This is a genomic window from Pseudomonas sp. JL23, assembly GCF_056933585.1.
On sequence record NZ_CM167795.1, the window covers coordinates 1,597,229 to 1,615,539 of the forward strand.

Consider the following 18,311-nt stretch of genomic DNA (forward strand, 5'->3'; position numbering starts at 1 on the left):
CTATGAGCTTCGAGCTACCAGCAAAAAGCTTCTAGCTCGTAGCTAGCAGCTCGCAACTAATAACTACTTGGCAGTCACCCGCCAAATCACATTCCCCACATCATCCGCCACCAACACCCCGCCTTTATTGTCGTTGACGATGCCCACCGGGCGGCCTTGTGCTTTCTCGTCCTGATTGAGGAAGCCCGTCAGCAGGTCAACCGGCGCACCGCTGGGTTTGCCGTCGGTAAAGGGCACGAAGATCACCTTATAGCCACTGTGGGGCTTGCGGTTCCATGAGCCATGCTGGCTGACCAACAGGCCCTGAGTGAAGGGCGCGGGCAGGGATTTTCCGTCGGTGAAGACCATGCCCAACGATGCCGTATGGGGGCCGACGGCGTAATCCGGGGCGATGGCCTTGGCGACCAGGGCGGGATTCTGTGGATCGACTCGCGCGTCCACATGCTGGCCGTAGTAGCTGAAGGGCCAGCCATAGAAAGCACCGTCCTGTACCGAGGTCACGTAGTCCGGCACCAGGTCGCTGCCGATCTCGTCGCGCTCGTTGACCGAGGTCCACAGCTTGCCGCTGCTCGGCTCCCAATCCATGCCGTTGGGGTTGCGCAGACCGGAAGCGAAGATGCGGTGGGCGCCGGTGGCGGCATCCACTTCCCAGATCGCCGCGCGGCCTTCTTCGGCGGCCAGGCCGTTTTCACCGACATTGCTGTTGGAGCCCACGGTGACGTACAGCTTGCTGCCGTCCTTGCTGGCAATGACGTTTTTGGTCCAGTGATGATTGATGGTCCCGGCTGGCAGATCGACCACTTTGACCGGGGCGGCACTGATTGAGGTCTGGCCTTCCTGATAGGGGAAGCGGATCAGACGATCAGTATCGGCGACGTACAGGTCATTGCCGATCAGCGTCATGCCAAACGGTGAATTGAGATGGTCGAGAAACACCTTGCGGGTTTCCGCCACGCCATCGTGATCGGCGTCACGCAGCAGGGTGATGCGGTTGGCGCTGGGCACGCCAGCCCCGGCCTTGCCCATGACTTTCTTCATCACCCATCCGCGAATGCCCTTGCTGTCGTCCGGCTTGGGCGGTGCGTTGGTTTCGGCCACCAGTACATCGCCATTGGGCAACACATACAACCAGCGGGGATGATCCAGGCCCTGGGCGAAGGCCGCAACCTGGGTGCCCGCTGCCGCCGTGGGCTTGCCGCCATTCGGCCAGCCCACGGCGGGGGCGATATTCACGGTGGGGATCAGGGTCTTGTTCGGCTCCGGCAGTTTCGGCGAGGCACCGGTGCCGTCGCTGACCTGCAAGGTCGACGACTCGCCGCAGGCCGCAAGACCTCCTGCCAGCAGTAACAGAACAGCGTACTGAGGTCTGATTTTGAACATGAACAATCTCCGTGACGGGCAGTATCCAATGAAGAGTAGAGGGACAGGTTCCGTGAGGGTTCAACCCGTCTTGCATTCATTGACGCTGTTACCCCAACCCTCTACCCTTCGCGACTTGTTTCAGGTGCTCAGCAATTGAGTGAAACAGGGAAGCCGGTCAGATCCCGGCGCTGCCCCCGCAACGGTAAATGAGTCAAGACGCTATGGAGTGCCACTGTGCGAACGCATGGGAAGGCGTGGCGTCGGGCGTGCCTCGGCACGCGCCGCTCATGAGCCCGGAGACCGGCCTGATTCAATCAATGGCATCGCGGCGGGCGATGTCCTGCATCGGTGCCGTGCCGCCGATTGCTGCGCCTGCCTTGTGCTTTCACGTGTCCTCGAGCGGAGAGCCGAGATGAACGAATCCCCTGAACGTGACGAACGCCACCTGGCGCGCATGCAGCGCAAAAAAGCGGTGATGGACGAGCGCATTGCCAGCTCACCCAATGAATGCGGCCTGTTGTTGGTGTTGACCGGCAATGGCAAGGGCAAGAGCAGCTCGGCTTTCGGCATGCTCGCCCGGGCCATGGGCCACGATATGCACTGCGGCGTGGTGCAGTTCATCAAGGGCCGCAACAGCACCGGTGAGGAGCTGTTCTATCGACGCTTCCCCGAGCAAGTGCGTTTCCACGTTATGGGCGAGGGCTTCACCTGGGAAACCCAGGATCGCCAGCGCGATATCGCCGCCGCCGAAGCCGCCTGGGCCGTGTCCCGGGAAATGCTCAGCGACCCGGCCATTGGCCTGGTAGTGCTGGATGAACTGAATATCGCCCTCAAGCACGGCTATCTGGACCTGGAGCAAGTGCTCAGTGACTTGCAGGCCCGCCCACCGATGCAGCACGTGATCGTGACCGGCCGCGGCGCCAAACAGGAATTGATCGATCTGTCCGATACCGTGTCCGAGATTGCCGTGGTCAAGCACGCCTTCCAGGCAGGCATCCGTGCGCAAAAAGGCATCGAACTGTGAGTGCAGCGTTATGAACCGGCAATGCCCGGCCGTGCTGATTGCCGCACCGGCCTCCGGCCAGGGCAAGACCACGGTCACCGCCGCCCTGGCGCGCCTGCACCGTAATCAGGGGCGCAAGGTTCGTGTGTTCAAATGCGGCCCGGACTTTCTCGACCCGATGATTCTCGAGCGCGCCAGCGGTGCGCCGGTCTATCAGCTCGACCTGTGGATGGTCGGCGCCGAGGAAAGCCGCCGCCTGCTCTGGGAAGCAGCGGGCGAAGCCGACCTGATCCTGATCGAAGGGGTGATGGGGCTGTTCGACGGCACGCCGTCCAGCGCCGACCTGGCCCGGCACTTCGGTGTTCCGGTGTTGGGGGTGATCGACGGCACCGCCATGGCCCAGACCTTTGGCGCCCTGGCCCTGGGATTGGCGCGTTATCAGCCGGACCTGCCATTTGCCGGAGTCCTGGCCAACCGCGTGGGCACGGTGCGCCACGCGCAATTGCTCGAAGGCAGCCTGACCGAAGGCCTGCGTTGGTATGGCGCCTTGTCCCGGGAAACCGGTATCGAGCTGCCCAGTCGCCACCTTGGGCTGGTGCAGGCCAGCGAATTGAATGATCTGGATGCGCGTCTTGATGCCGCCGCCGAAGCGCTGGCCAGTACTTGCGAAGTGGCATTGCCGCCCGCCGTGACCTTTGCTGCGCCGCACAGCAGCGCAGTGGAGTCGTGGCTGATGGGCGTACGGATTGCCGTGGCCCATGACGAAGCCTTTGCCTTCCTCTATGGCGCCAATCTGGACCTGCTGCGGGCCATGGGCGCCGAGTTGCTGTTCTTCTCGCCGATTCGTGATCAACAGTTGCCCGAGGCCGACAGCCTGTATCTGCCTGGCGGTTATCCGGAACTGCATCACCTGACCCTGGGGGCCAACGCGCCGATGCTGGCGGCCATCCGCACCCATCATGCTGCGGGTAAACCGTTGCTCGCTGAATGCGGCGGGATGCTTTATCTGCTCGATGCCCTGACCGATGTCGAGGGCCAGCGCGCTGAACTGGTCGGATTGCTGGGCGGGGAGGCTGTGATGCAGAAGCGTCTGGCTGCCCTGGCCTTGCAGGCGGTGGAGCTGCCGGAAGGCTTGCTGCGTGGGCACACCTATCACCACTCCCTGACCAGCACCGAGTTGCAGCCGATTGCCCGTGGCGTCAGCCCCAACGGTGGACGCGGTGCCGAGGCCGTCTATCGTCTGGGGCGCCTGACTGCGTCCTACGTGCACTTTTACTTTCCCTCACATCCTCAGGCGGTTGCGGCGCTTTTCCGACCATGAGTGACCAGGCGTTCAGCACCGAAGAACGGGCAGCGGTGTACCGCGCCATTGCCGAGCGGCGGGATATGCGTCACTTCAGTGGTGGCACTGTGGCACCCGAGTTGCTTGGTCGTTTACTGCAGGCGGCGCATCAGGCCCCCAGTGTCGGCCTGATGCAGCCTTGGCGCTTTATCCGCATCAGCGATCCCGAGTTACGTCGGCAGATGCAGGTTCAGGTCGAGGAGGAGCGAATTCGCACCGCCGAGGCTCTGGGCGAACGGGCTGATGACTTCATGAAGCTCAAGGTCGAGGGTATCAACGATTGCGCCGAGGTCCTGGTCGCCGCGCTGATGGACGGCCGCGAGCGCTATATCTTCGGTCGACGGACCCTGCCGGAGATGGACATGGCGTCATTGTCCTGCGCGATCCAGAATCTGTGGCTCGCCGCCCGTGCCGAAGGTCTGGGCATGGGTTGGGTATCGCTGTTCGATCCCGAGGCGCTGGCGACGCTGCTGAATATGCCCGCCGGGGCCAAGCCTTTGGCGATTCTGTGCCTGGGGCCGGTGACCGAGTTTTATCCGGCGCCGATGCTGGTACTCGAAGGCTGGGCGCAGGAGCGTCCGCTGAGCGAGCTGCTATTTGAGAATCAATGGGGAGTGAGTCAATGAGTGTGGCGCTGCTGAGCATCGCCGGGGTGGCTCTGGATGCGCTGCTCGGCGAGCCGAAACGGTCGCACCCGCTGGTGGCGTTCGGCCGTTTCGCCGAGCGTATCGAAAAGCGCTTCAATGCTGCCGGGCGCGGCTGGCGCAGCCATGGTGTGACCGCCTGGTTTATCGCTGTGGTGCCGATCACCCTGGTGGCCACGGCCCTGAGCTGGCTGCCCTATATCGGCTGGTTGGTCGAGGTGCTGGCACTGTATTGCGCCCTTGGCCTGCGCAGCCTTGGCGAGCACGTCGAGCCGGTGGCTCAGGCTCTGCGCGCCAATGAACTGGACACGGCGCGCCAGCGGGTCGGTTATCTGGTCAGCCGCCAGACCGACGAACTGGACGCCACCGAAGTGGCCCGGGCGGCCACTGAGTCGGTACTGGAAAACGGCAGCGATGCGGTATTTGCTGCGATATTCTGGTTTGTCGTGGCCGGTGCGCCGGGCGTCGTGCTGTATCGCCTGAGCAATACCCTGGATGCCATGTGGGGTTATCGCAATGCGCGGTTCGAACGTTTTGGTTGGGCTGCGGCAAAAATCGACGACGTCCTCAACTATATTCCGGCGCGCCTGGTGGCTTTGACCTACGCGCTGCTGGGTAAGACGCGCCTGGCCATGCACTGCTGGAAGACCCAGGCGCCGCTGTGGGACAGCCCCAATGCCGGGCCGGTGATGGCGGCGGGCGCGGGCGCGCTTGGCGTCGAATTGGGTGGTGCGGCGATTTATCACGGCGAGCTGCATCAGCGACCGCAACTGGGCCGAGGCCTAGCGGCCAGCCCTGACTCCATCGAGCGAGGCTGGCAGTTGGTACAGCGCGGTGTCTGGTTGTGGTTATTGATCTTATGCCTGGGAACGGAATTCTATGCTTGAGCACGGCGGGCGTCTGAGGGCTGCGGCGCAACACTACGGTATCGCTGAGACCGAGTGGCTGGACTTGTCCACGGGCCTGGCGCCCTGGCCGTTCGAAGTCCCGCCGATTGCGCTGCGAGCCTGGGCGCGCCTGCCGGAGAATCATGACGGGCTGGAAGCCGCGGCTGCGGGCTATTACGGCACTGCGCAACTGCTGCCGGTGCCGGGCAGCCAGGCGGCGATCCAGGCCCTGCCGCGTTTGCGTCGGGCGGGCCGGGTCGGTGTGTTGTCGCCTTGTTATGCCGAGCACGCCGAGGCATGGCGCAATGGCGGCTTCCTGGTCCGTGAGCTGATGGAGGAAGAGGTCGATTACTTCATCGAGCATCTGGATGTGTTGGTGGTGGTCAACCCGAACAACCCTACCGGCTTGAAGCTGGCCCCGCAATTGTTGCTCGAATGGCACTCGCGTCTGGCCGAGCGCGGCGGCTGGCTGGTGGTGGACGAGGCCTTTATGGACGTGACCCCCGAATCGAGCCTGGTGGCCGAGGCTGATCGCAGCGGCTTGATCGTGCTGCGCTCCTTCGGCAAGTTCTTCGGCCTAGCCGGCGTACGACTGGGCTTTGTCATGGCTCAAGCATCGTTACTTAAACAACTTGAGGTCCAGATCGGGCCTTGGGCGGTCAGCGGCCCGACCCGGGAGCTTGGGCGGGTCTGCCTGCAAGACCGCGCCGCCCAGTTGCAGCAACGTCAGCGTTGCGAACAGGCGGGTACCCGGCTGTTCGAGCTGCTGAGCGAGCATGGCCTGCAACCCCAGGGTGGCTGCGCCTTGTTTCAATGGGTGCGCACGCCCCGGGCCAAGGCTCTGCATGAGTTTTGCGCCCGTCGCGGGATTCTGCTGCGACTGTTTTCCACGGGGGACAGCCATACCGACAGCCTGCGTTTTGGCCTGCCCGCCGATGAGCGCGACTGGCAGCGTATCGCCAGCGCCCTGACTGAATTCAACGGACACTCTTCATGACCACTCTGATGGTGCAAGGCACCACTTCCGACGCAGGCAAGAGCACCCTGGTGACCGCATTGTGCCGCTGGCTGACCCGCCAGGGGGTTGCCGTGGTGCCGTTCAAGCCGCAGAACATGGCGTTGAACAGCGCGGTGACGGCAGACGGTGGCGAGATCGGCCGGGCCCAGGCGGTACAGGCCCAGGCCTGTGGCTTGCAGCCTCACACCGATATGAACCCGGTGCTGCTCAAGCCCAACAGCGACACCGGCGCCCAGGTGATCATCCATGGCCGGGCGGTCACTACCATGAACGCGGTGGCCTATCACGGCTATAAAACCATCGCCATGGAAGCGGTGCTGCAATCCCATGCCCGCCTAAGTGCGCAATATCCAGTGATCATGGTTGAAGGCGCGGGGTCGCCTGCCGAGATCAATCTGCGCGCCAACGATATCGCCAATATGGGCTTTGCCGAGGCGGTGGATTGCCCGGTAATCCTCGTGGCCGATATCAATCGTGGCGGCGTCTTTGCTCATCTGGTCGGCACCCTGGAGCTGCTTGAGCCCAGTGAGCAGGCCCGGGTCAAAGGTTTTGTGATCAACCGTTTTCGCGGCGATATCGCCCTGCTGCAATCGGGCCTGGACTGGCTCGAAGCGCGCACCGGCAAACCGGTGCTCGGCGTGCTGCCTTATGTCATGGATCTGCATCTGGAGGCCGAAGATGGTCTCGATCAGCGCCAGACCGACAAGGTCGAGCAGGTGCTCAATGTGGTGGTGCCGGTCCTGCCGCGCATCAGCAATCACACCGACTTCGATCCGCTGCGCCTGCACCCACAGGTCAATCTGCAATTCGTCGGCCCCGGCCAGGCGATTCCGCCGGCCGACCTGATCATCCTGCCGGGCTCCAAGAGCGTGCGCAGCGACCTGGCTTACCTGCGCGCCAATGGCTGGGACGCGGCGATTACGCGGCACCTGCGCTACGGCGGCAAGGTTCTGGGGATTTGCGGCGGCCTGCAGATGCTCGGTGAGCAAGTCCATGATCCGCTGGGCCTTGAAGGCGCGGCGGGTTCGAGCGCCGGGCTGGGCCTGCTCGATTTGAGCACGGTGCTGGAACAAGAGAAGCAGCTGCGCAATGTGAGCGGGCATCTGCAGCTCGAAGGTGCCCAGGTCAGCGGCTACGAAATTCATGCTGGCGTGACCAGTGGCAGTGCCCTGGAGCGTCCAGCGGTCTATCTCGACGATGGCCGTTGCGATGGCGCCCAGAGCGTCGACGGGCAAATTCTCGGCACCTATCTGCATGGCCTGTTCGAAAGTCCTGCGTCCTGCACGGCATTGCTGCGCTGGGCCGGTCTGCAGAATGTACAGGCGGTGGATTATCACGCCCTGCGCGAGCGTGATATCGAGCGTCTGGCGGATTTGGTGGAAAACCATCTCGATGGTCCGCTGCTGCGCCAGCTATGCGGCCTGGAGCAAGACTGATGCTGCAACTGATCCTTGGCGGTGCGCGCTCGGGCAAGAGTCGTCTGGCCGAACGACTGGCCACTGAATCGGGTCTGGAGGTGACCTATATCGCCACCAGTCAGCCCATCGATGGCGAGCTGAACGAACGGGTGGTCTTGCATCGTCAGCGCCGCCCCGAGCACTGGGGTCTGATCGAAGAGCCACTGCAACTGGCCCGAATCCTTCGCGACAACGCCAAGGTCGGGCGCTGCCTGTTGGTGGACTGCCTGACCCTGTGGCTGACCAATCTGCTGATGCTTGAGGACGAGCCCCAGCGTCTGGCCCTTGAGCGTGACGCCCTGCTTACCTGCCTGGCCGACCTGCAGGGTGAAATCATTTTTGTCAGCAACGAGACCGGGATGGGCATCGTGCCCCTCGGCGAATTGACCCGCCGTTACGTCGACGAGGCTGGCTGGTTGCACCAGGCCCTGGCCGAGCGTTGCGAGCGGGTCGTTCTGAGCGTTGCCGGCCTGCCTCTGACTTTGAAAGGAACCGCGCTATGACTGACTCCTGGTGGCTCAAACCTGCTCAGGCGCTGAATGTACCGATGCGCGAAGCCGCGTTGGCCCGTCAGCAGCAATTGACCAAACCAACCGGCTCCCTCGGCCAGCTAGAACGGGTGGCGGTGCAATTGGCTGGCCTGCAAGGCCGGGAAAAGCCTGCTGTGGATAAGTGCTGGATCGCGATTTTCGCCGGTGACCACGGTGTCGTCGCTGAAGGCGTGTCGGCCTATCCCCAGGAAGTGACCGGGCAGATGCTGCACAACTTTATCATGGGCGGCGCGGCCATCAGCGTATTGGCCAAACAGTTGTCGGCGCAGTTGGACGTGGTCGATCTCGGCACGGTCTCGCCGCTGAATCTGCCGGGTGTTCGCCACCTGAACATTGGCGCCGGTACGGCCAACTTTGCCCAGGGTCCGGCGATGACTGTCGAGCAAGGGCTGCTGGCCATGGCGGGCGGGCGTGACAGCGTGTTGCGGGCCAAGGCCGCTGGCAGCGAGCTGTTTATCGGCGGTGAGATGGGTATCGGCAATACTGCGTCGGCCAGTGCTGTCGCCTGTTCCTTGCTGGAATGCGCAGCGCCTTTGCTGGTCGGGCCGGGCACCGGGCTGAACGCCGAAGGGATTCGCCACAAGACGGCGGTCATCGAACGTGCTCTGGCGCTGCATGCCGAACAGGCTGCGGGCGATCCGCTGCAAAGCCTGCTGTGCCTGGGCGGTTTCGAAATCGCCGCGCTGGTCGGCGCCTATCTGGCCTGTGCCCAGGAAGGCATTGCAGCCCTGGTGGACGGCTTTATCTGCAGCGTCGCGGCATTGGTGGCGGTGCGTCTGAATCCGTCCTGTCGCGAGTGGCTGTTGTTCGGCCATCGCGGTGCCGAGCCGGGCCATCGTCATCTGCTGGAAACCCTGCAGGCCGAGCCGCTGATCGATCTGGGTCTGCGTCTGGGCGAGGGCAGCGGTGCGGCGTTGGCGGTCCCACTGGTGCAGATGGCCTGCGCCCTGCACAACAATATGGCCACTTTCGCTGAAGCCGCAGTGGCGGATCGACCGGCATGACCTTGCGCCTGGACCTGTTGCGTCATGGCGAGACTGAGCTGGGCGGCGTCATGCGCGGCAGCCTCGACGACGCCTTGACCGCCACCGGTTGGGCGCAGATGCAGGCGGCGGTGGCAGAAGCCGGGCCGTGGGACCGCATTGTCAGCTCGCCGTTGCAACGTTGCGCACGTTTTGCCGAACAACTGGCCGCAAAGCAGAATCTGCCCCTGCAACTGGAGGCCGACGTGCAGGAGCTTCATTTCGGCGACTGGGAGGGGCATAGCGCCGCGCAGTTGATGGAAACCGATGCCGAGGGACTGGGGCTGTTCTGGGCCGACCCCTATGCCTTCACACCGCCCAATGGGGAGCCGGTGACAGGCTTTGCCGCGCGTGTGCTGAGTGCTGTCGAACGCCTGTATCAAGCCTGTGACGGCGAGCGGGTGCTGCTGGTCTGCCATGGCGGGGTGATGCGCCTGTTGCTGGCCCAGGCGCGCGGCCTGCCTCGTGAGCAGCTGTTGCAGGTCAGCGTCGGCCATGGCGCATTGTTGCCGCTGCGGGTCGACAGCGGCTGTGTCTTGACCGAGGGCTGATGATGTTGCCGTTCTGGATTGCCTTGCAGTTTCTCAGCAGCCTGCCGATTCGCCTGGCGGGTATGCCGTCGCCCCAGGCACTGGGTCGTTCGTTGCTGTTCTACCCGGCTGTGGGCCTGCTGTTTGGCGTCCTGTTGTTGGTGTTGAACGGCGTGCTGAGCCACACCCCGGCGTTTCTGCATGCCGCTTTGCTGCTGAGCGCGTGGGTGTTGCTCAGTGGCGGTCTGCATCTGGACGGCCTGGCCGACAGCGCCGATGCCTGGCTCGGGGGCTTCGGCGACCGTGAGCGTACCCTGAGCATCATGAAGGACCCACGCAGCGGGCCAATTGCCGTGGTCACCCTGATTCTGGTCCTCCAACTCAAGTTCGCTGCGATTCTTGCCCTGATCGACGGCGGCCACAGCATCGCTCTGTTGCTCGCCCCGGTTATCGCTCGCGGCGCCATGCTCGGGTTATTCCTGGGCACCCCTTACGTGCGCAAGGGCGGGCTGGGGCAGGCCCTGGCCGATCACCTGCCGCGCTCTTTGGGCCGACAGGTGCTGCTCGTGGGAGCGGTCGGCTGTGCGCTGATCGCGGGCCTGACCGGGCTGTTCGCCCTGTTGCTCGCCACGGCAGGTTTCTTCTGGCTGCGTCGGCTGATGCTGCGGCGCCTGGGCGGTACCACCGGCGATACCGCAGGTGCCCTGCTGGAGCTGCTGGAAGTATTGGTCCTGGCAGGACTGGCGTTGCTCTGAAGGCCAGCGTAGCGTGTCGGTCAGAAGTGAGCCTTGGAGGCCGTCATGATGATTCGCTGGATTTCCCTGCCTGTTCTTTTGCTTGCCCTGAGTGGCACCGCCCTGGCCGCTGATTGCCCGGACTTGCTCCAGGGGGAATTGCCCAAACTGCGCGCCAAGGAAAATATCGACCTGTGCAAGCGCTTCGCCGGCAAGCCCATGCTCATCGTCAATACTGCCAGCTTCTGCGGCTTCGCCCCGCAGTTCAAAGGTCTGGAAGCCTTGAACAAGCAATACAAGGGACGTGGTCTGGAAGTACTGGGTGTGCCTTCCGATGACTTCAAGCAGGAGTCCAAGGACGGCGAAGAGACCGCCAAGGTCTGCTATGTGAACTACGGCGTGACCTTCACCATGACCGAGCCACAGCCGGTGCGGGGCGCAGATGCTACCCATCTGTTCAAGGTGCTGGCCGAGCAGAGCAGCGCGCCGAAATGGAATTTCTACAAGTACGTGGTCGATCGCCAGGGCAAGGTGATTGCCAGTTTCTCCAGCGTGACCAAGCCGGATGATCCGGAGTTGCTGGAGGCGTTGGACAAGGCGATCGCTTCGAGGCCTTAGGCTCGGAGTGAGTTCGCTGCAAGCGCGCATCCGGACATGAAAAAGCCCCGAAGAACGGGGCTTTTTCTTATCCGGAAAACGGCTGGCTATCAGAAACGATAGGTAACCGAAGTACCGAAACCGTGAGCGCTGTTTTTGAAGTCAGCACTGTACGAGCCTTTGGTCGCGCTGGAATCGCGGATCTTGGCTTCGTCTTCGCGCAGGTACGAATACGCTACGTCGATGGTCAGATCGTCGGTCGGGCTCCAGCCTGCGCCGAAACTGATGGCCTTGCGGTCACCAGTAGGGATGCGTGGAGAACGGTTGACGTTGTTGGTCGGCGCCTGATCGACCGAGAGGCCGGTGCGCAGGACCCACTGCTTGTTCAACTGGTAGGACGCGCCGATGGCGTGGGCCCAGGTGTCATGCCAGTTCTGATCTTCTTTGATGGTGCCGATCGGGCCGGCAGAGCCGCCGAGTTGTACCGGAACGCCGCTGTTATTGACGGTGATGTCTTTCAGGCGGCTCCAGCGAGTCCAGGTGCTACCGGCGTAGACGGTCCACTTGTCATCAATCTTCTGGGTGATGGACATGTCCACCGACTCAGGCGTATCCAGATCCAGGTTGGCATCGTACTTCTGGCCGTTGAACGGACCGAAGCCTACGCCTTCGATCTTGGTCTTGCCGTCGAGTTTGAAGTCGATCTTGGAGTGGTAGGTCAGACCCAGGCGAGTGGTGTCGGTTGCCTGAACCAGGATACCGGCGTTGAAGCCCACAGCGGTATCGTCACCGGTGATCTTGACCTTGCCATCGTTGCGACCCGGCGTTGCCGCAGTCAGCGTTTCCGAAGTCAGGGTGCCTTCAATACGGTTGAAGGTCGGGCCGAAACCGATGGAAACCTTGTCGTTGAAGGCGTAACTGACAGTCGGCTGGAAGGTCATGACCTCAACGTGGCTTTTGTCGGCAAAGTAACGACCGGCAAAACCGTTTTCGTAGTTGGTCACTAAGCCGAACGGGGCATAGAAACCGACGCCGAATGCCCAATGCTCATCGATAGGCTTGACGTAGTAACCCATCGGAACGGCGACGAGCGGAACCATATCGCCATCGTTGCTGCCACCGAAAGTGCCGCGACCGTTATGGATATCGGTCTTGGCGTCGATGACGGCAGCGCCAACGCTGACTTCCTGACGTTTCAAACGGGACATGCCGGCAGGGTTGCCGTAGACAGTGGTGGCATCGTCAGCGCTGGAGGAGCGGCCCGCGAAACCGGTGCCCATGCCGCTGATGCTCTGTTCGTTGATGGCAAAACCGGCGGAGAAGGCTTGGGAGCAGGCTACGGACACGGCGATGCTGAGTGTGGTCTTGAGTATTGCTTTTTTCATTATTAGAACTCCTTGTTGATCACCGCGCGGAAATTACCAACATTTTTCCGGTTGCGCCAGAGCATGAATAGCCCGAGTTAAAGCGGTTTTGTAGGACAATTTGCCCAAAACGTCGCCAACTCCAGCAAACGTGCAAATTGACTGAACAGTCAGGCCGCAAGGAGTAATGGAGCAACACAAATTTGCCAGGCCGCAGTGAAGTCGCGCAGGCGTCCCTGGGGTTGAAAAACCTGGCGCCACAGGCGAGCCATGCCAAGCAGATCGTCTTCGCACGGCAAGATGGCACCCTGGGCTTCGATCATCATCCAGGCAATAGCGGTGGAGTAGCGCAGGTTGACGGTCAGTTCCAGGTGGGGGCCGTCGAGGAAGGCGTGCTGGCTGGCCAGGCCGCGGACCCGGCTGGCCAGGTCAGGGTCCAACGCCAGGTAGTTATCCCAGAGTTGTTGATGGCGGCGCTCGGGGATGCTGTACAGACCGTGGCCTCGACGGCTGTCCAGTGCCGCACCAAGGGCGGACTGGCTGGCGGCAACACCCAGCAGGAAAGACTCGGCAGAAGGTGTGTGATGGCCCAGATACTCAAGCGTAGGGCGGATCACATAACGGCACAGTTCGCTGGCAGCAATTCCCATAATACAGCCTGCTCGAAAAGGTAATGGCCGACGGACCCCAACGCATTGGCAGCGGATGGATCGGACAGAGTCCGTCGGAAGCAGCCTGGGCTGCTTGAGTTGAAGTGTAGTGTCATATTTCGAGTGTAAAGGGCTGTTTTTAAAATATTTCTCGAGATGTAGGACGTGGCATATAGCGACCAGTGATTAGGTCTGATTTTTCTGTAGGAAAAATGCGAGCAATAAAAAGCCCCGCTGATTTTGTCAGCAGGGCTCGGGCCTGGCCTGAATCCGCGTATGTCAGGCGGTCAGGGCCTGGCGCGTACGCTCGATCACGGCCTGCAGCGGCTCGGCGCTGGAGTATTGATCGGGGTACAGGCGCTCGCTATGACGGGCAATGCCGTGCTCATTGACGAGGGTGAAGCTGAAGCAGCCTTTGCGAGCGGCCATGATCAGGCAGTTCATCGGGGCGAAGGCGTGGGTGAGGGTGCGAATGGCGGCCTCGGTGTGGATATGAGTAGTCATGGTCAAGGTGTTTCCTAAAACGACACGGAACAATACCGTGCAACAATAAACGTCCCAGTAAACGCGGGCCTGTGCCTGGATAACCGAGGCATGGCGGGGCGAAGAACCTGACTGGAACAAAAACAGCCAGTTAAAGCGCGCGTTATCGTATGGCGCCTGGTCTGACTGGTAGGTACTTAGGAGGGCAGGCATCACTGCGGGAGCGAAGGTTCGACGCTCGGGGTGAAGTTCCTGATCAATTGCAGGCTGGTTCTATCAGGCCATGCTTGGTTTACCGCAGTCTTCCGGTTAGTGAGGAAGCCACTGGGCAGTGTGCATGTCTGGAAACCATCGAGGTGGTCGATCCCTTTTTGCCCACGGCTATCGTGCTGTGGATGGGACTTTTCGACCAGAATTGACTTTCAGCTTGGTACTAACGGCGGCGATGGTAATGGATCTTGCGGTGAAAGGGAAGGGGTATGTCAAAAGAAGTCAAGATAGGCTCCGATAAATCAATACGGTCATTGCTGCCGACAGAGACCACCCCAGCAAGTAGGCGGGTACGGTCATGCGCCAGGAACGTCGTTGCTCGATCAGACGCATGACGTCGCCCACGCGGTTGATTCGGCCTTCGCCGAGATCGACGCTGATCATCAGCGCCATGATCGTCGCTGATAGGACGATGGTTGCGGCGAAAATCGCGCCGTCGGGGCTGGGCAGTTTCAGGCTGATGGCCATCGCGACGATACCGACAACTACTAACAGCAGGGCAAAGGCCAGGATGTCTCTCATGGACGCGGTGATCCGCCAATGGACTAGTCGGGCAGTGTGGCTGCCTGGAGGCTGCTTGACCAGATGATCAGGCAATCTTCAATCGCTGCGGTTCAGGATCGAGGCGACCGATTTATTTCAGCACGAGCCCGAAGGCCCCGCTCTGATTGCGATTGAGTCGCGTCAAGGGCTGTTTTTGTCGGTGCATTTGCGGCTCTTATAGCCACTGGGAATTGACTTGTGCACATTAGCCGGACAAGCTGCCATGTCACTGTCATATACAGCCCTAAGAGCTTGATTTTTGGTGGTGAATTATTAAGTCAATGAAAAACATCGCTTTTTTTTGTTGGTGAAAAAATCGTCAGTTTGAACGCAGGCCCCATTCTACGTGCGTTTGCGCGGGTTAAAGGGGGGTTGTCCACTGAGTTATCCACAGCTTCTGTGGATTGTCCCGCGCGCTTGCTCTAGCCCGCGCCTGTCAGTCTGTTACTTATCCCGTCTTCTGGTTATTTTGCGTCGCATAATGCCGCGAGCATGAATTCGATCATCTGGAGTTTCTATGGCACTGGATCTGACCAGTCTCTTGTTGGGGCTGGCCGCCGCAGCCCTGCCTTTATTGTTCCTGGCTTGGCAACTGCAGCGTCGTCTGGCTCAGCGCCAGGCCGAATCGGCGCTGCTTGACGAGCGTTTGAGCACGGCGCGCATGGCTCAGGACGGTCTCAACGCCCAGCTCGATGCCAGTCGCGATGAAATCAGCGACTTGAGTCAGGCCAACAGTGCCAGGCTCGCGGAGCTGGCCGCGTTGCGCCGAGAAGTGGAGTTGCAGCGTCAGGCCCACGATGATTCCCGGGATGCCCTGGACAGCCTGAATGCCGAGCGGATCGACAAGGACGCCGAGCTGAGGCGTCTGGACGCCCGCTGCGCGTCCCTGGCTGCCGAGCTGCGTGAGCAGCAGGAAAGTCATCAGCAGCGTCTGACCGACCTGCAGGGCTCGCGCGACGAACTGCGCGCCCAGTTCGCCGAGCTGGCGGGCAAGATATTTGACGAGCGTGAGCAGCGGTTTGCTGAAACCAGCCAGCAACAGTTGGGGCAACTGCTCAACCCGCTCAAAGAGCGTATTCAGTCGTTCGAAAAACGCGTTGAAGAGAGTTATCAGCAGGAAGCCCGTGAGCGCTTCTCACTGGGCAAGGAGCTGGAGCGTCTGCAGCAACTGAACCAGCGTTTGAGCGATGAAGCCACCAACCTGACCCGTGCCCTGAAAGGCCAGAAGACTCAGGGTAACTGGGGGGAGTTGATTCTCGAGCGCGTACTGGAGCACGCCGGGCTCGAAAAGGGCCGTGAGTACCAGACCCAGGTCAGCCTGCAGGGCCCCGATGGCGAGCGCTTCCAGCCCGATGTGCTGATCATGCTGCCGGGTGACAAACAGGTGGTGGTGGATGCCAAGGTCAGTCTGACGGCTTATCAACAATACGTTTCGACCGACGATACGGTGCTGGCCCAGGCGGCTTTGAAGCAGCACGTATTGTCGCTGCGCAATCATGTCAAAGGTCTGTCCGGCAAGGATTACAAACGCCTGGAAGGCCTGCACAGTCTGGATTTCGTCTTGCTCTTCGTGCCGATCGAAGCCGCGTTCTCGGCAGCCCTGCAAGCTGAGCCGACACTGTTTCAGGAGGCTTTCGACCGGAGCATCGTGATTGTCAGCCCGACCACATTGCTCGCGACTCTGCGAGTGATCGACAGCCTGTGGAAGCAGGAGCGCCAGAGCCAGAACGCCAGGGAAATCGCCGAGCGTGCCGGCTGGCTCTACGACAAGTTCGTGTTGTTCATTCAGGACCTCGATGAGGTGGGTAACCGTCTCCAGCAACTGGATAAGGCCTACGCCGCAGCACGCAATAAGCTGACGGACGGGCGCGGCAACCTGGTCAGCCGCAGTGAGCAGCTCAAGCTACTGGGTGCCCGTGCCAGCAAAAGCCTGCCTACCGAGTTGCTTGAGCGAGCTCTGACTGATGACGATGGTAATCAACCATTGTGAGGGAATTTGGACGTTTTTAATGAGGTTTTGTATACAGTTTATAGTCAGCTTTTCGCTCAAACAAAAAACGCACCTTTTATAGGCAATACTGCACTAGCAACGAGCATTTACGGTTAAAAACCATAGTCTCAAAGCGCCATTGCCCTAAGTAAACCCCTCTCAAGAATGCGGTTTGGCGGCCGTTTCACTCCCTGAAAAAGCAGAATGGCACGCATTCTGCGTATCAATTCGTATACAACCAGTAGCGACTCCCGTACGCACTCTGTTTTACAGCCAGTTACGGGACGTTGCTCATCCTCTCAGGGAGATATGCGATGACCGAGCCAATGCCCAAGGGTTACAGCCCCCGCCTATATAACGAAGACCTGGGGCCTGTGCCGCAGACGTGGAGTTGGTACAACATTTTCGCCTTCTGGATGAGCGACGTGCACAGCGTGGGCGGTTACGTCTTCGCCGCCAGCCTGTTCGCCCTGGGGCTGGCCAGTTGGCAGGTGCTGATCGCCTTGCTGGCCGGGATCTGCATCGTGCAACTTGTGGCAACCCTGGTGGCCCGTCCGAGCCAGAAGGCCGCAGTGCCATACCCGGTGATCTGCCGCTTGGCCTTTGGTGTGTTCGGGGCCAACGTCCCCGCAGTCATTCGCGGCCTGATCGCGGTGGCCTGGTACGGCGTACAGACCTATCTGGCCTCCAGTGCCCTGATCATCGTGGTACTGCGTTTTCTCCCTCAGATGGCGGTGTACAACGAGCCTCACTTTGCTGGCCTTTCTTACCTGGGCTGGTTCGGTTTCCTGGGGCTGTGGGTAGTGCAGGCGTTGGTATTCTGGACCGGCATGAACTCGATCAAGCGTTTCATCGACTGGGCAGGTCCGGTGGTTTATGCGGTGATGTTTCTGCTGGCGGGCTGGATCGTCTGGAAAGCGGGTTGGAGCAATATCAGCTTTACCCTGTCGGAAAAATCCTTGACGGGTTGGCAGGCGGTATCCCAGATCATCATGGCCACGGCTCTGGTGGTGTCGTATTTCTCGGGTCCTACTCTGAACTTCGGCGATTTCAGTCGCTATGCCCGGACCATGGCTGACGTCAAACGCGGCAATTTCTGGGGCCTACCGGTGAACTTCCTGGCATTTTCCCTGGTGACCGTGGTTATCGTCTCCGGCACCTTGCCAATCTTCGGTGAAATGCTGCATGACCCGATTGCTACCGTGGCCCGTATCGATAACGACGTGGCGGTGCTGCTCGGAGCCTTTGCCTTCGTGACCGCGACCATCGGTATCAATATTGTCGCCAACTTTGTCTCGCCGGCCTTTGACTTCGCCAACGTCGCACCCAGCAAGATCAGCTGGCGTGCCGGTGGCATGATTGCCGCCGTGGCGTCGATCTTCATTACCCCGTGGAACCTGTTTAATAACCCGGAAGTGATCCACTACACCCTGGATATCCTCGCGGCCTTCATCGGCCCGCTGTTCGGCATCCTGCTGGTGGACTATTACCTGATCAAGAAGCAGCAGATCGATGTTGATGCGCTGTTCAACGATGGCCCGAGCGGGCGCTACTGGTACACCAATGGCGTCAACTGGACAGCGGTCAAGGCGCTGGTACTGGCGGCCATTATCGGTGTGGCGATTACCTTTACCCCGGCGTTGCAACCCGTGGCCAACTTCTCTTGGTTTACCGGCTGTCTGCTGGGTGGGCTGTTCTTCTTCGTCATGGCGCGTCGCAGCCAGGCCCATGAAGGCAGTGCCCTGGCCCCGGCAATCATTAACTGATTCCCATTGCCCTGCGGGCGTTCTGTCCGCAGGGCACCGCGTCGTAAGAAAGTTTGCCGTTGGTCGCACGATCACGCACTGGCGTTCTACAAGCTGTC

At 61.1% G+C, this 18,311-nt stretch carries 18 protein-coding genes and 1 riboswitch; of the genes, 13 read left to right on the forward strand and 5 right to left on the reverse strand.

Features of this window, described 5'->3' with window-relative positions:
• Nucleotides 1-63 precede the first annotated feature (63 nt).
• The gene (locus AC1Z24_RS07485; protein ID WP_483745133.1) at nucleotides 64-1,380 is read right to left on the reverse strand and encodes a PQQ-dependent sugar dehydrogenase; all 1,317 of its coding nucleotides are present in this window, start codon (nucleotides 1,378-1,380) and stop codon (nucleotides 64-66) included.
• A 105-nt stretch (nucleotides 1,381-1,485) separates the two neighbouring features.
• A riboswitch (cobalamin riboswitch) is annotated at nucleotides 1,486-1,685 on the forward strand.
• An 89-nt stretch (nucleotides 1,686-1,774) separates the two neighbouring features.
• Between AC1Z24_RS07485 and cobO the strand changes: the two genes are divergently transcribed.
• Genes cobO through AC1Z24_RS07540 form a run of 11 tightly spaced genes read left to right on the forward strand, consistent with a single transcriptional unit; the run spans nucleotide 1,775 to nucleotide 11,168 of the window.
• Entirely contained in the window at nucleotides 1,775-2,386 is a 612-nt protein-coding gene (gene cobO, locus AC1Z24_RS07490) for a cob(I)yrinic acid a,c-diamide adenosyltransferase (protein ID WP_483745134.1), read from the forward strand.
• A 10-nt stretch (nucleotides 2,387-2,396) separates the two neighbouring features.
• Complete coding sequence (locus AC1Z24_RS07495; protein ID WP_483745135.1) at nucleotides 2,397-3,686, forward strand: cobyrinic acid a,c-diamide synthase CobB; 1,290 nt, start codon at nucleotides 2,397-2,399, stop codon at nucleotides 3,684-3,686.
• Nucleotides 3,683-4,333, forward strand: coding sequence for a 5,6-dimethylbenzimidazole synthase (bluB, locus tag AC1Z24_RS07500; RefSeq protein ID WP_259099297.1), 651 nt, complete (start codon nucleotides 3,683-3,685; stop codon nucleotides 4,331-4,333). The genes AC1Z24_RS07495 and bluB overlap by 4 nt, the downstream gene beginning before the upstream one ends.
• Entirely contained in the window at nucleotides 4,330-5,238 is a 909-nt protein-coding gene (gene cbiB / locus AC1Z24_RS07505) for an adenosylcobinamide-phosphate synthase CbiB (protein ID WP_483745136.1), read from the forward strand. The genes bluB and cbiB overlap by 4 nt, the downstream gene beginning before the upstream one ends.
• Entirely contained in the window at nucleotides 5,231-6,235 is a 1,005-nt protein-coding gene (gene cobD, locus AC1Z24_RS07510; RefSeq protein WP_483745137.1) for a threonine-phosphate decarboxylase CobD, read from the forward strand. The genes cbiB and cobD overlap by 8 nt, the downstream gene beginning before the upstream one ends.
• A complete protein-coding gene (locus tag AC1Z24_RS07515) occupies nucleotides 6,232-7,692 on the forward strand; it encodes a cobyric acid synthase (protein WP_483745138.1) in 1,461 nt (486 codons plus the stop codon). The genes cobD and AC1Z24_RS07515 overlap by 4 nt, the downstream gene beginning before the upstream one ends.
• Entirely contained in the window at nucleotides 7,692-8,216 is a 525-nt protein-coding gene (gene cobU, locus AC1Z24_RS07520) for a bifunctional adenosylcobinamide kinase/adenosylcobinamide-phosphate guanylyltransferase (RefSeq protein WP_483745139.1), read from the forward strand. Before AC1Z24_RS07515 ends, cobU begins: the two co-directional genes overlap by 1 nt.
• Nucleotides 8,213-9,268 (forward strand): nicotinate-nucleotide--dimethylbenzimidazole phosphoribosyltransferase, encoded by a 1,056-nt coding sequence (gene cobT / locus AC1Z24_RS07525; protein ID WP_483745140.1) that lies wholly within the window; start codon nucleotides 8,213-8,215, stop codon nucleotides 9,266-9,268. The genes cobU and cobT overlap by 4 nt, the downstream gene beginning before the upstream one ends.
• Nucleotides 9,265-9,837, forward strand: coding sequence for an alpha-ribazole phosphatase family protein (cobC, locus tag AC1Z24_RS07530; protein WP_483745141.1), 573 nt, complete (start codon nucleotides 9,265-9,267; stop codon nucleotides 9,835-9,837). Before cobT ends, cobC begins: the two co-directional genes overlap by 4 nt.
• A gap of 2 nt (nucleotides 9,838-9,839) precedes the next feature.
• Nucleotides 9,840-10,571, forward strand: coding sequence for an adenosylcobinamide-GDP ribazoletransferase (locus AC1Z24_RS07535; protein ID WP_483746558.1), 732 nt, complete (start codon nucleotides 9,840-9,842; stop codon nucleotides 10,569-10,571).
• A gap of 45 nt (nucleotides 10,572-10,616) precedes the next feature.
• Nucleotides 10,617-11,168, forward strand: a complete 552-nt coding sequence (locus tag AC1Z24_RS07540) for a glutathione peroxidase (RefSeq protein ID WP_483745142.1) — start codon at nucleotides 10,617-10,619, stop codon at nucleotides 11,166-11,168.
• Between the two features lie 89 nt (nucleotides 11,169-11,257).
• On the opposite strand, the gene AC1Z24_RS07545 is transcribed toward AC1Z24_RS07540, so the two are convergent.
• The 4 genes from AC1Z24_RS07545 to AC1Z24_RS07560 all read right to left on the reverse strand — a co-directional run bounded on the left by AC1Z24_RS07545 (nucleotide 11,258) and on the right by AC1Z24_RS07560 (nucleotide 14,436).
• Entirely contained in the window at nucleotides 11,258-12,532 is a 1,275-nt protein-coding gene (locus tag AC1Z24_RS07545; protein WP_483745143.1) for an OmpP1/FadL family transporter, read from the reverse strand.
• A gap of 149 nt (nucleotides 12,533-12,681) precedes the next feature.
• Nucleotides 12,682-13,161, reverse strand: coding sequence for a hypothetical protein (locus AC1Z24_RS07550; RefSeq protein WP_259099317.1), 480 nt, complete (start codon nucleotides 13,159-13,161; stop codon nucleotides 12,682-12,684).
• A 279-nt stretch (nucleotides 13,162-13,440) separates the two neighbouring features.
• Nucleotides 13,441-13,665, reverse strand: a complete 225-nt coding sequence (locus AC1Z24_RS07555) for a hypothetical protein (RefSeq protein WP_259099319.1) — start codon at nucleotides 13,663-13,665, stop codon at nucleotides 13,441-13,443.
• 471 nt (nucleotides 13,666-14,136) lie between these two features.
• Entirely contained in the window at nucleotides 14,137-14,436 is a 300-nt protein-coding gene (locus AC1Z24_RS07560) for a hypothetical protein (RefSeq protein ID WP_483745144.1), read from the reverse strand.
• Between the two features lie 538 nt (nucleotides 14,437-14,974).
• Between AC1Z24_RS07560 and AC1Z24_RS07565 the strand changes: the two genes are divergently transcribed.
• A complete protein-coding gene (locus tag AC1Z24_RS07565) occupies nucleotides 14,975-16,447 on the forward strand; it encodes a DNA recombination protein RmuC (protein ID WP_483745145.1) in 1,473 nt (490 codons plus the stop codon).
• A gap of 314 nt (nucleotides 16,448-16,761) precedes the next feature.
• The gene (locus AC1Z24_RS07570; RefSeq protein ID WP_483745146.1) at nucleotides 16,762-18,213 is read left to right on the forward strand and encodes an NCS1 family nucleobase:cation symporter-1; all 1,452 of its coding nucleotides are present in this window, start codon (nucleotides 16,762-16,764) and stop codon (nucleotides 18,211-18,213) included.
• The last annotated feature ends 98 nt before the right edge of the window (nucleotides 18,214-18,311 follow it).

Excerpts from the sequence above, each read along its gene's own strand:
- AC1Z24_RS07485 (WP_483745133.1), bottom strand. The coding sequence starts at position 1,380 with ATGTTCAAAATCAGACCTCAGTACGCTGTTCTGTTACTGCTGGCAGGA.
- cobO (WP_483745134.1), top strand. The coding sequence starts at position 1,775 with ATGAACGAATCCCCTGAACGTGACGAACGCCACCTGGCGCGCATGCAG.
- AC1Z24_RS07495 (WP_483745135.1), top strand. The coding sequence starts at position 2,397 with ATGAACCGGCAATGCCCGGCCGTGCTGATTGCCGCACCGGCCTCCGGC.
- bluB (WP_259099297.1), top strand. The coding sequence starts at position 3,683 with ATGAGTGACCAGGCGTTCAGCACCGAAGAACGGGCAGCGGTGTACCGC.
- cbiB (WP_483745136.1), top strand. The coding sequence starts at position 4,330 with ATGAGTGTGGCGCTGCTGAGCATCGCCGGGGTGGCTCTGGATGCGCTG.
- cobD (WP_483745137.1), top strand. The coding sequence starts at position 5,231 with ATGCTTGAGCACGGCGGGCGTCTGAGGGCTGCGGCGCAACACTACGGT.
- AC1Z24_RS07515 (WP_483745138.1), top strand. The coding sequence starts at position 6,232 with ATGACCACTCTGATGGTGCAAGGCACCACTTCCGACGCAGGCAAGAGC.
- cobU (WP_483745139.1), top strand. The coding sequence starts at position 7,692 with ATGCTGCAACTGATCCTTGGCGGTGCGCGCTCGGGCAAGAGTCGTCTG.
- cobT (WP_483745140.1), top strand. The coding sequence starts at position 8,213 with ATGACTGACTCCTGGTGGCTCAAACCTGCTCAGGCGCTGAATGTACCG.
- cobC (WP_483745141.1), top strand. The coding sequence starts at position 9,265 with ATGACCTTGCGCCTGGACCTGTTGCGTCATGGCGAGACTGAGCTGGGC.
- AC1Z24_RS07535 (WP_483746558.1), top strand. The coding sequence starts at position 9,840 with ATGTTGCCGTTCTGGATTGCCTTGCAGTTTCTCAGCAGCCTGCCGATT.
- AC1Z24_RS07540 (WP_483745142.1), top strand. The coding sequence starts at position 10,617 with ATGATGATTCGCTGGATTTCCCTGCCTGTTCTTTTGCTTGCCCTGAGT.
- AC1Z24_RS07545 (WP_483745143.1), bottom strand. The coding sequence starts at position 12,532 with ATGAAAAAAGCAATACTCAAGACCACACTCAGCATCGCCGTGTCCGTA.
- AC1Z24_RS07550 (WP_259099317.1), bottom strand. The coding sequence starts at position 13,161 with ATGGGAATTGCTGCCAGCGAACTGTGCCGTTATGTGATCCGCCCTACG.
- AC1Z24_RS07555 (WP_259099319.1), bottom strand. The coding sequence starts at position 13,665 with ATGACTACTCATATCCACACCGAGGCCGCCATTCGCACCCTCACCCAC.
- AC1Z24_RS07560 (WP_483745144.1), bottom strand. The coding sequence starts at position 14,436 with ATGAGAGACATCCTGGCCTTTGCCCTGCTGTTAGTAGTTGTCGGTATC.
- AC1Z24_RS07565 (WP_483745145.1), top strand. The coding sequence starts at position 14,975 with ATGGCACTGGATCTGACCAGTCTCTTGTTGGGGCTGGCCGCCGCAGCC.
- AC1Z24_RS07570 (WP_483745146.1), top strand. The coding sequence starts at position 16,762 with ATGACCGAGCCAATGCCCAAGGGTTACAGCCCCCGCCTATATAACGAA.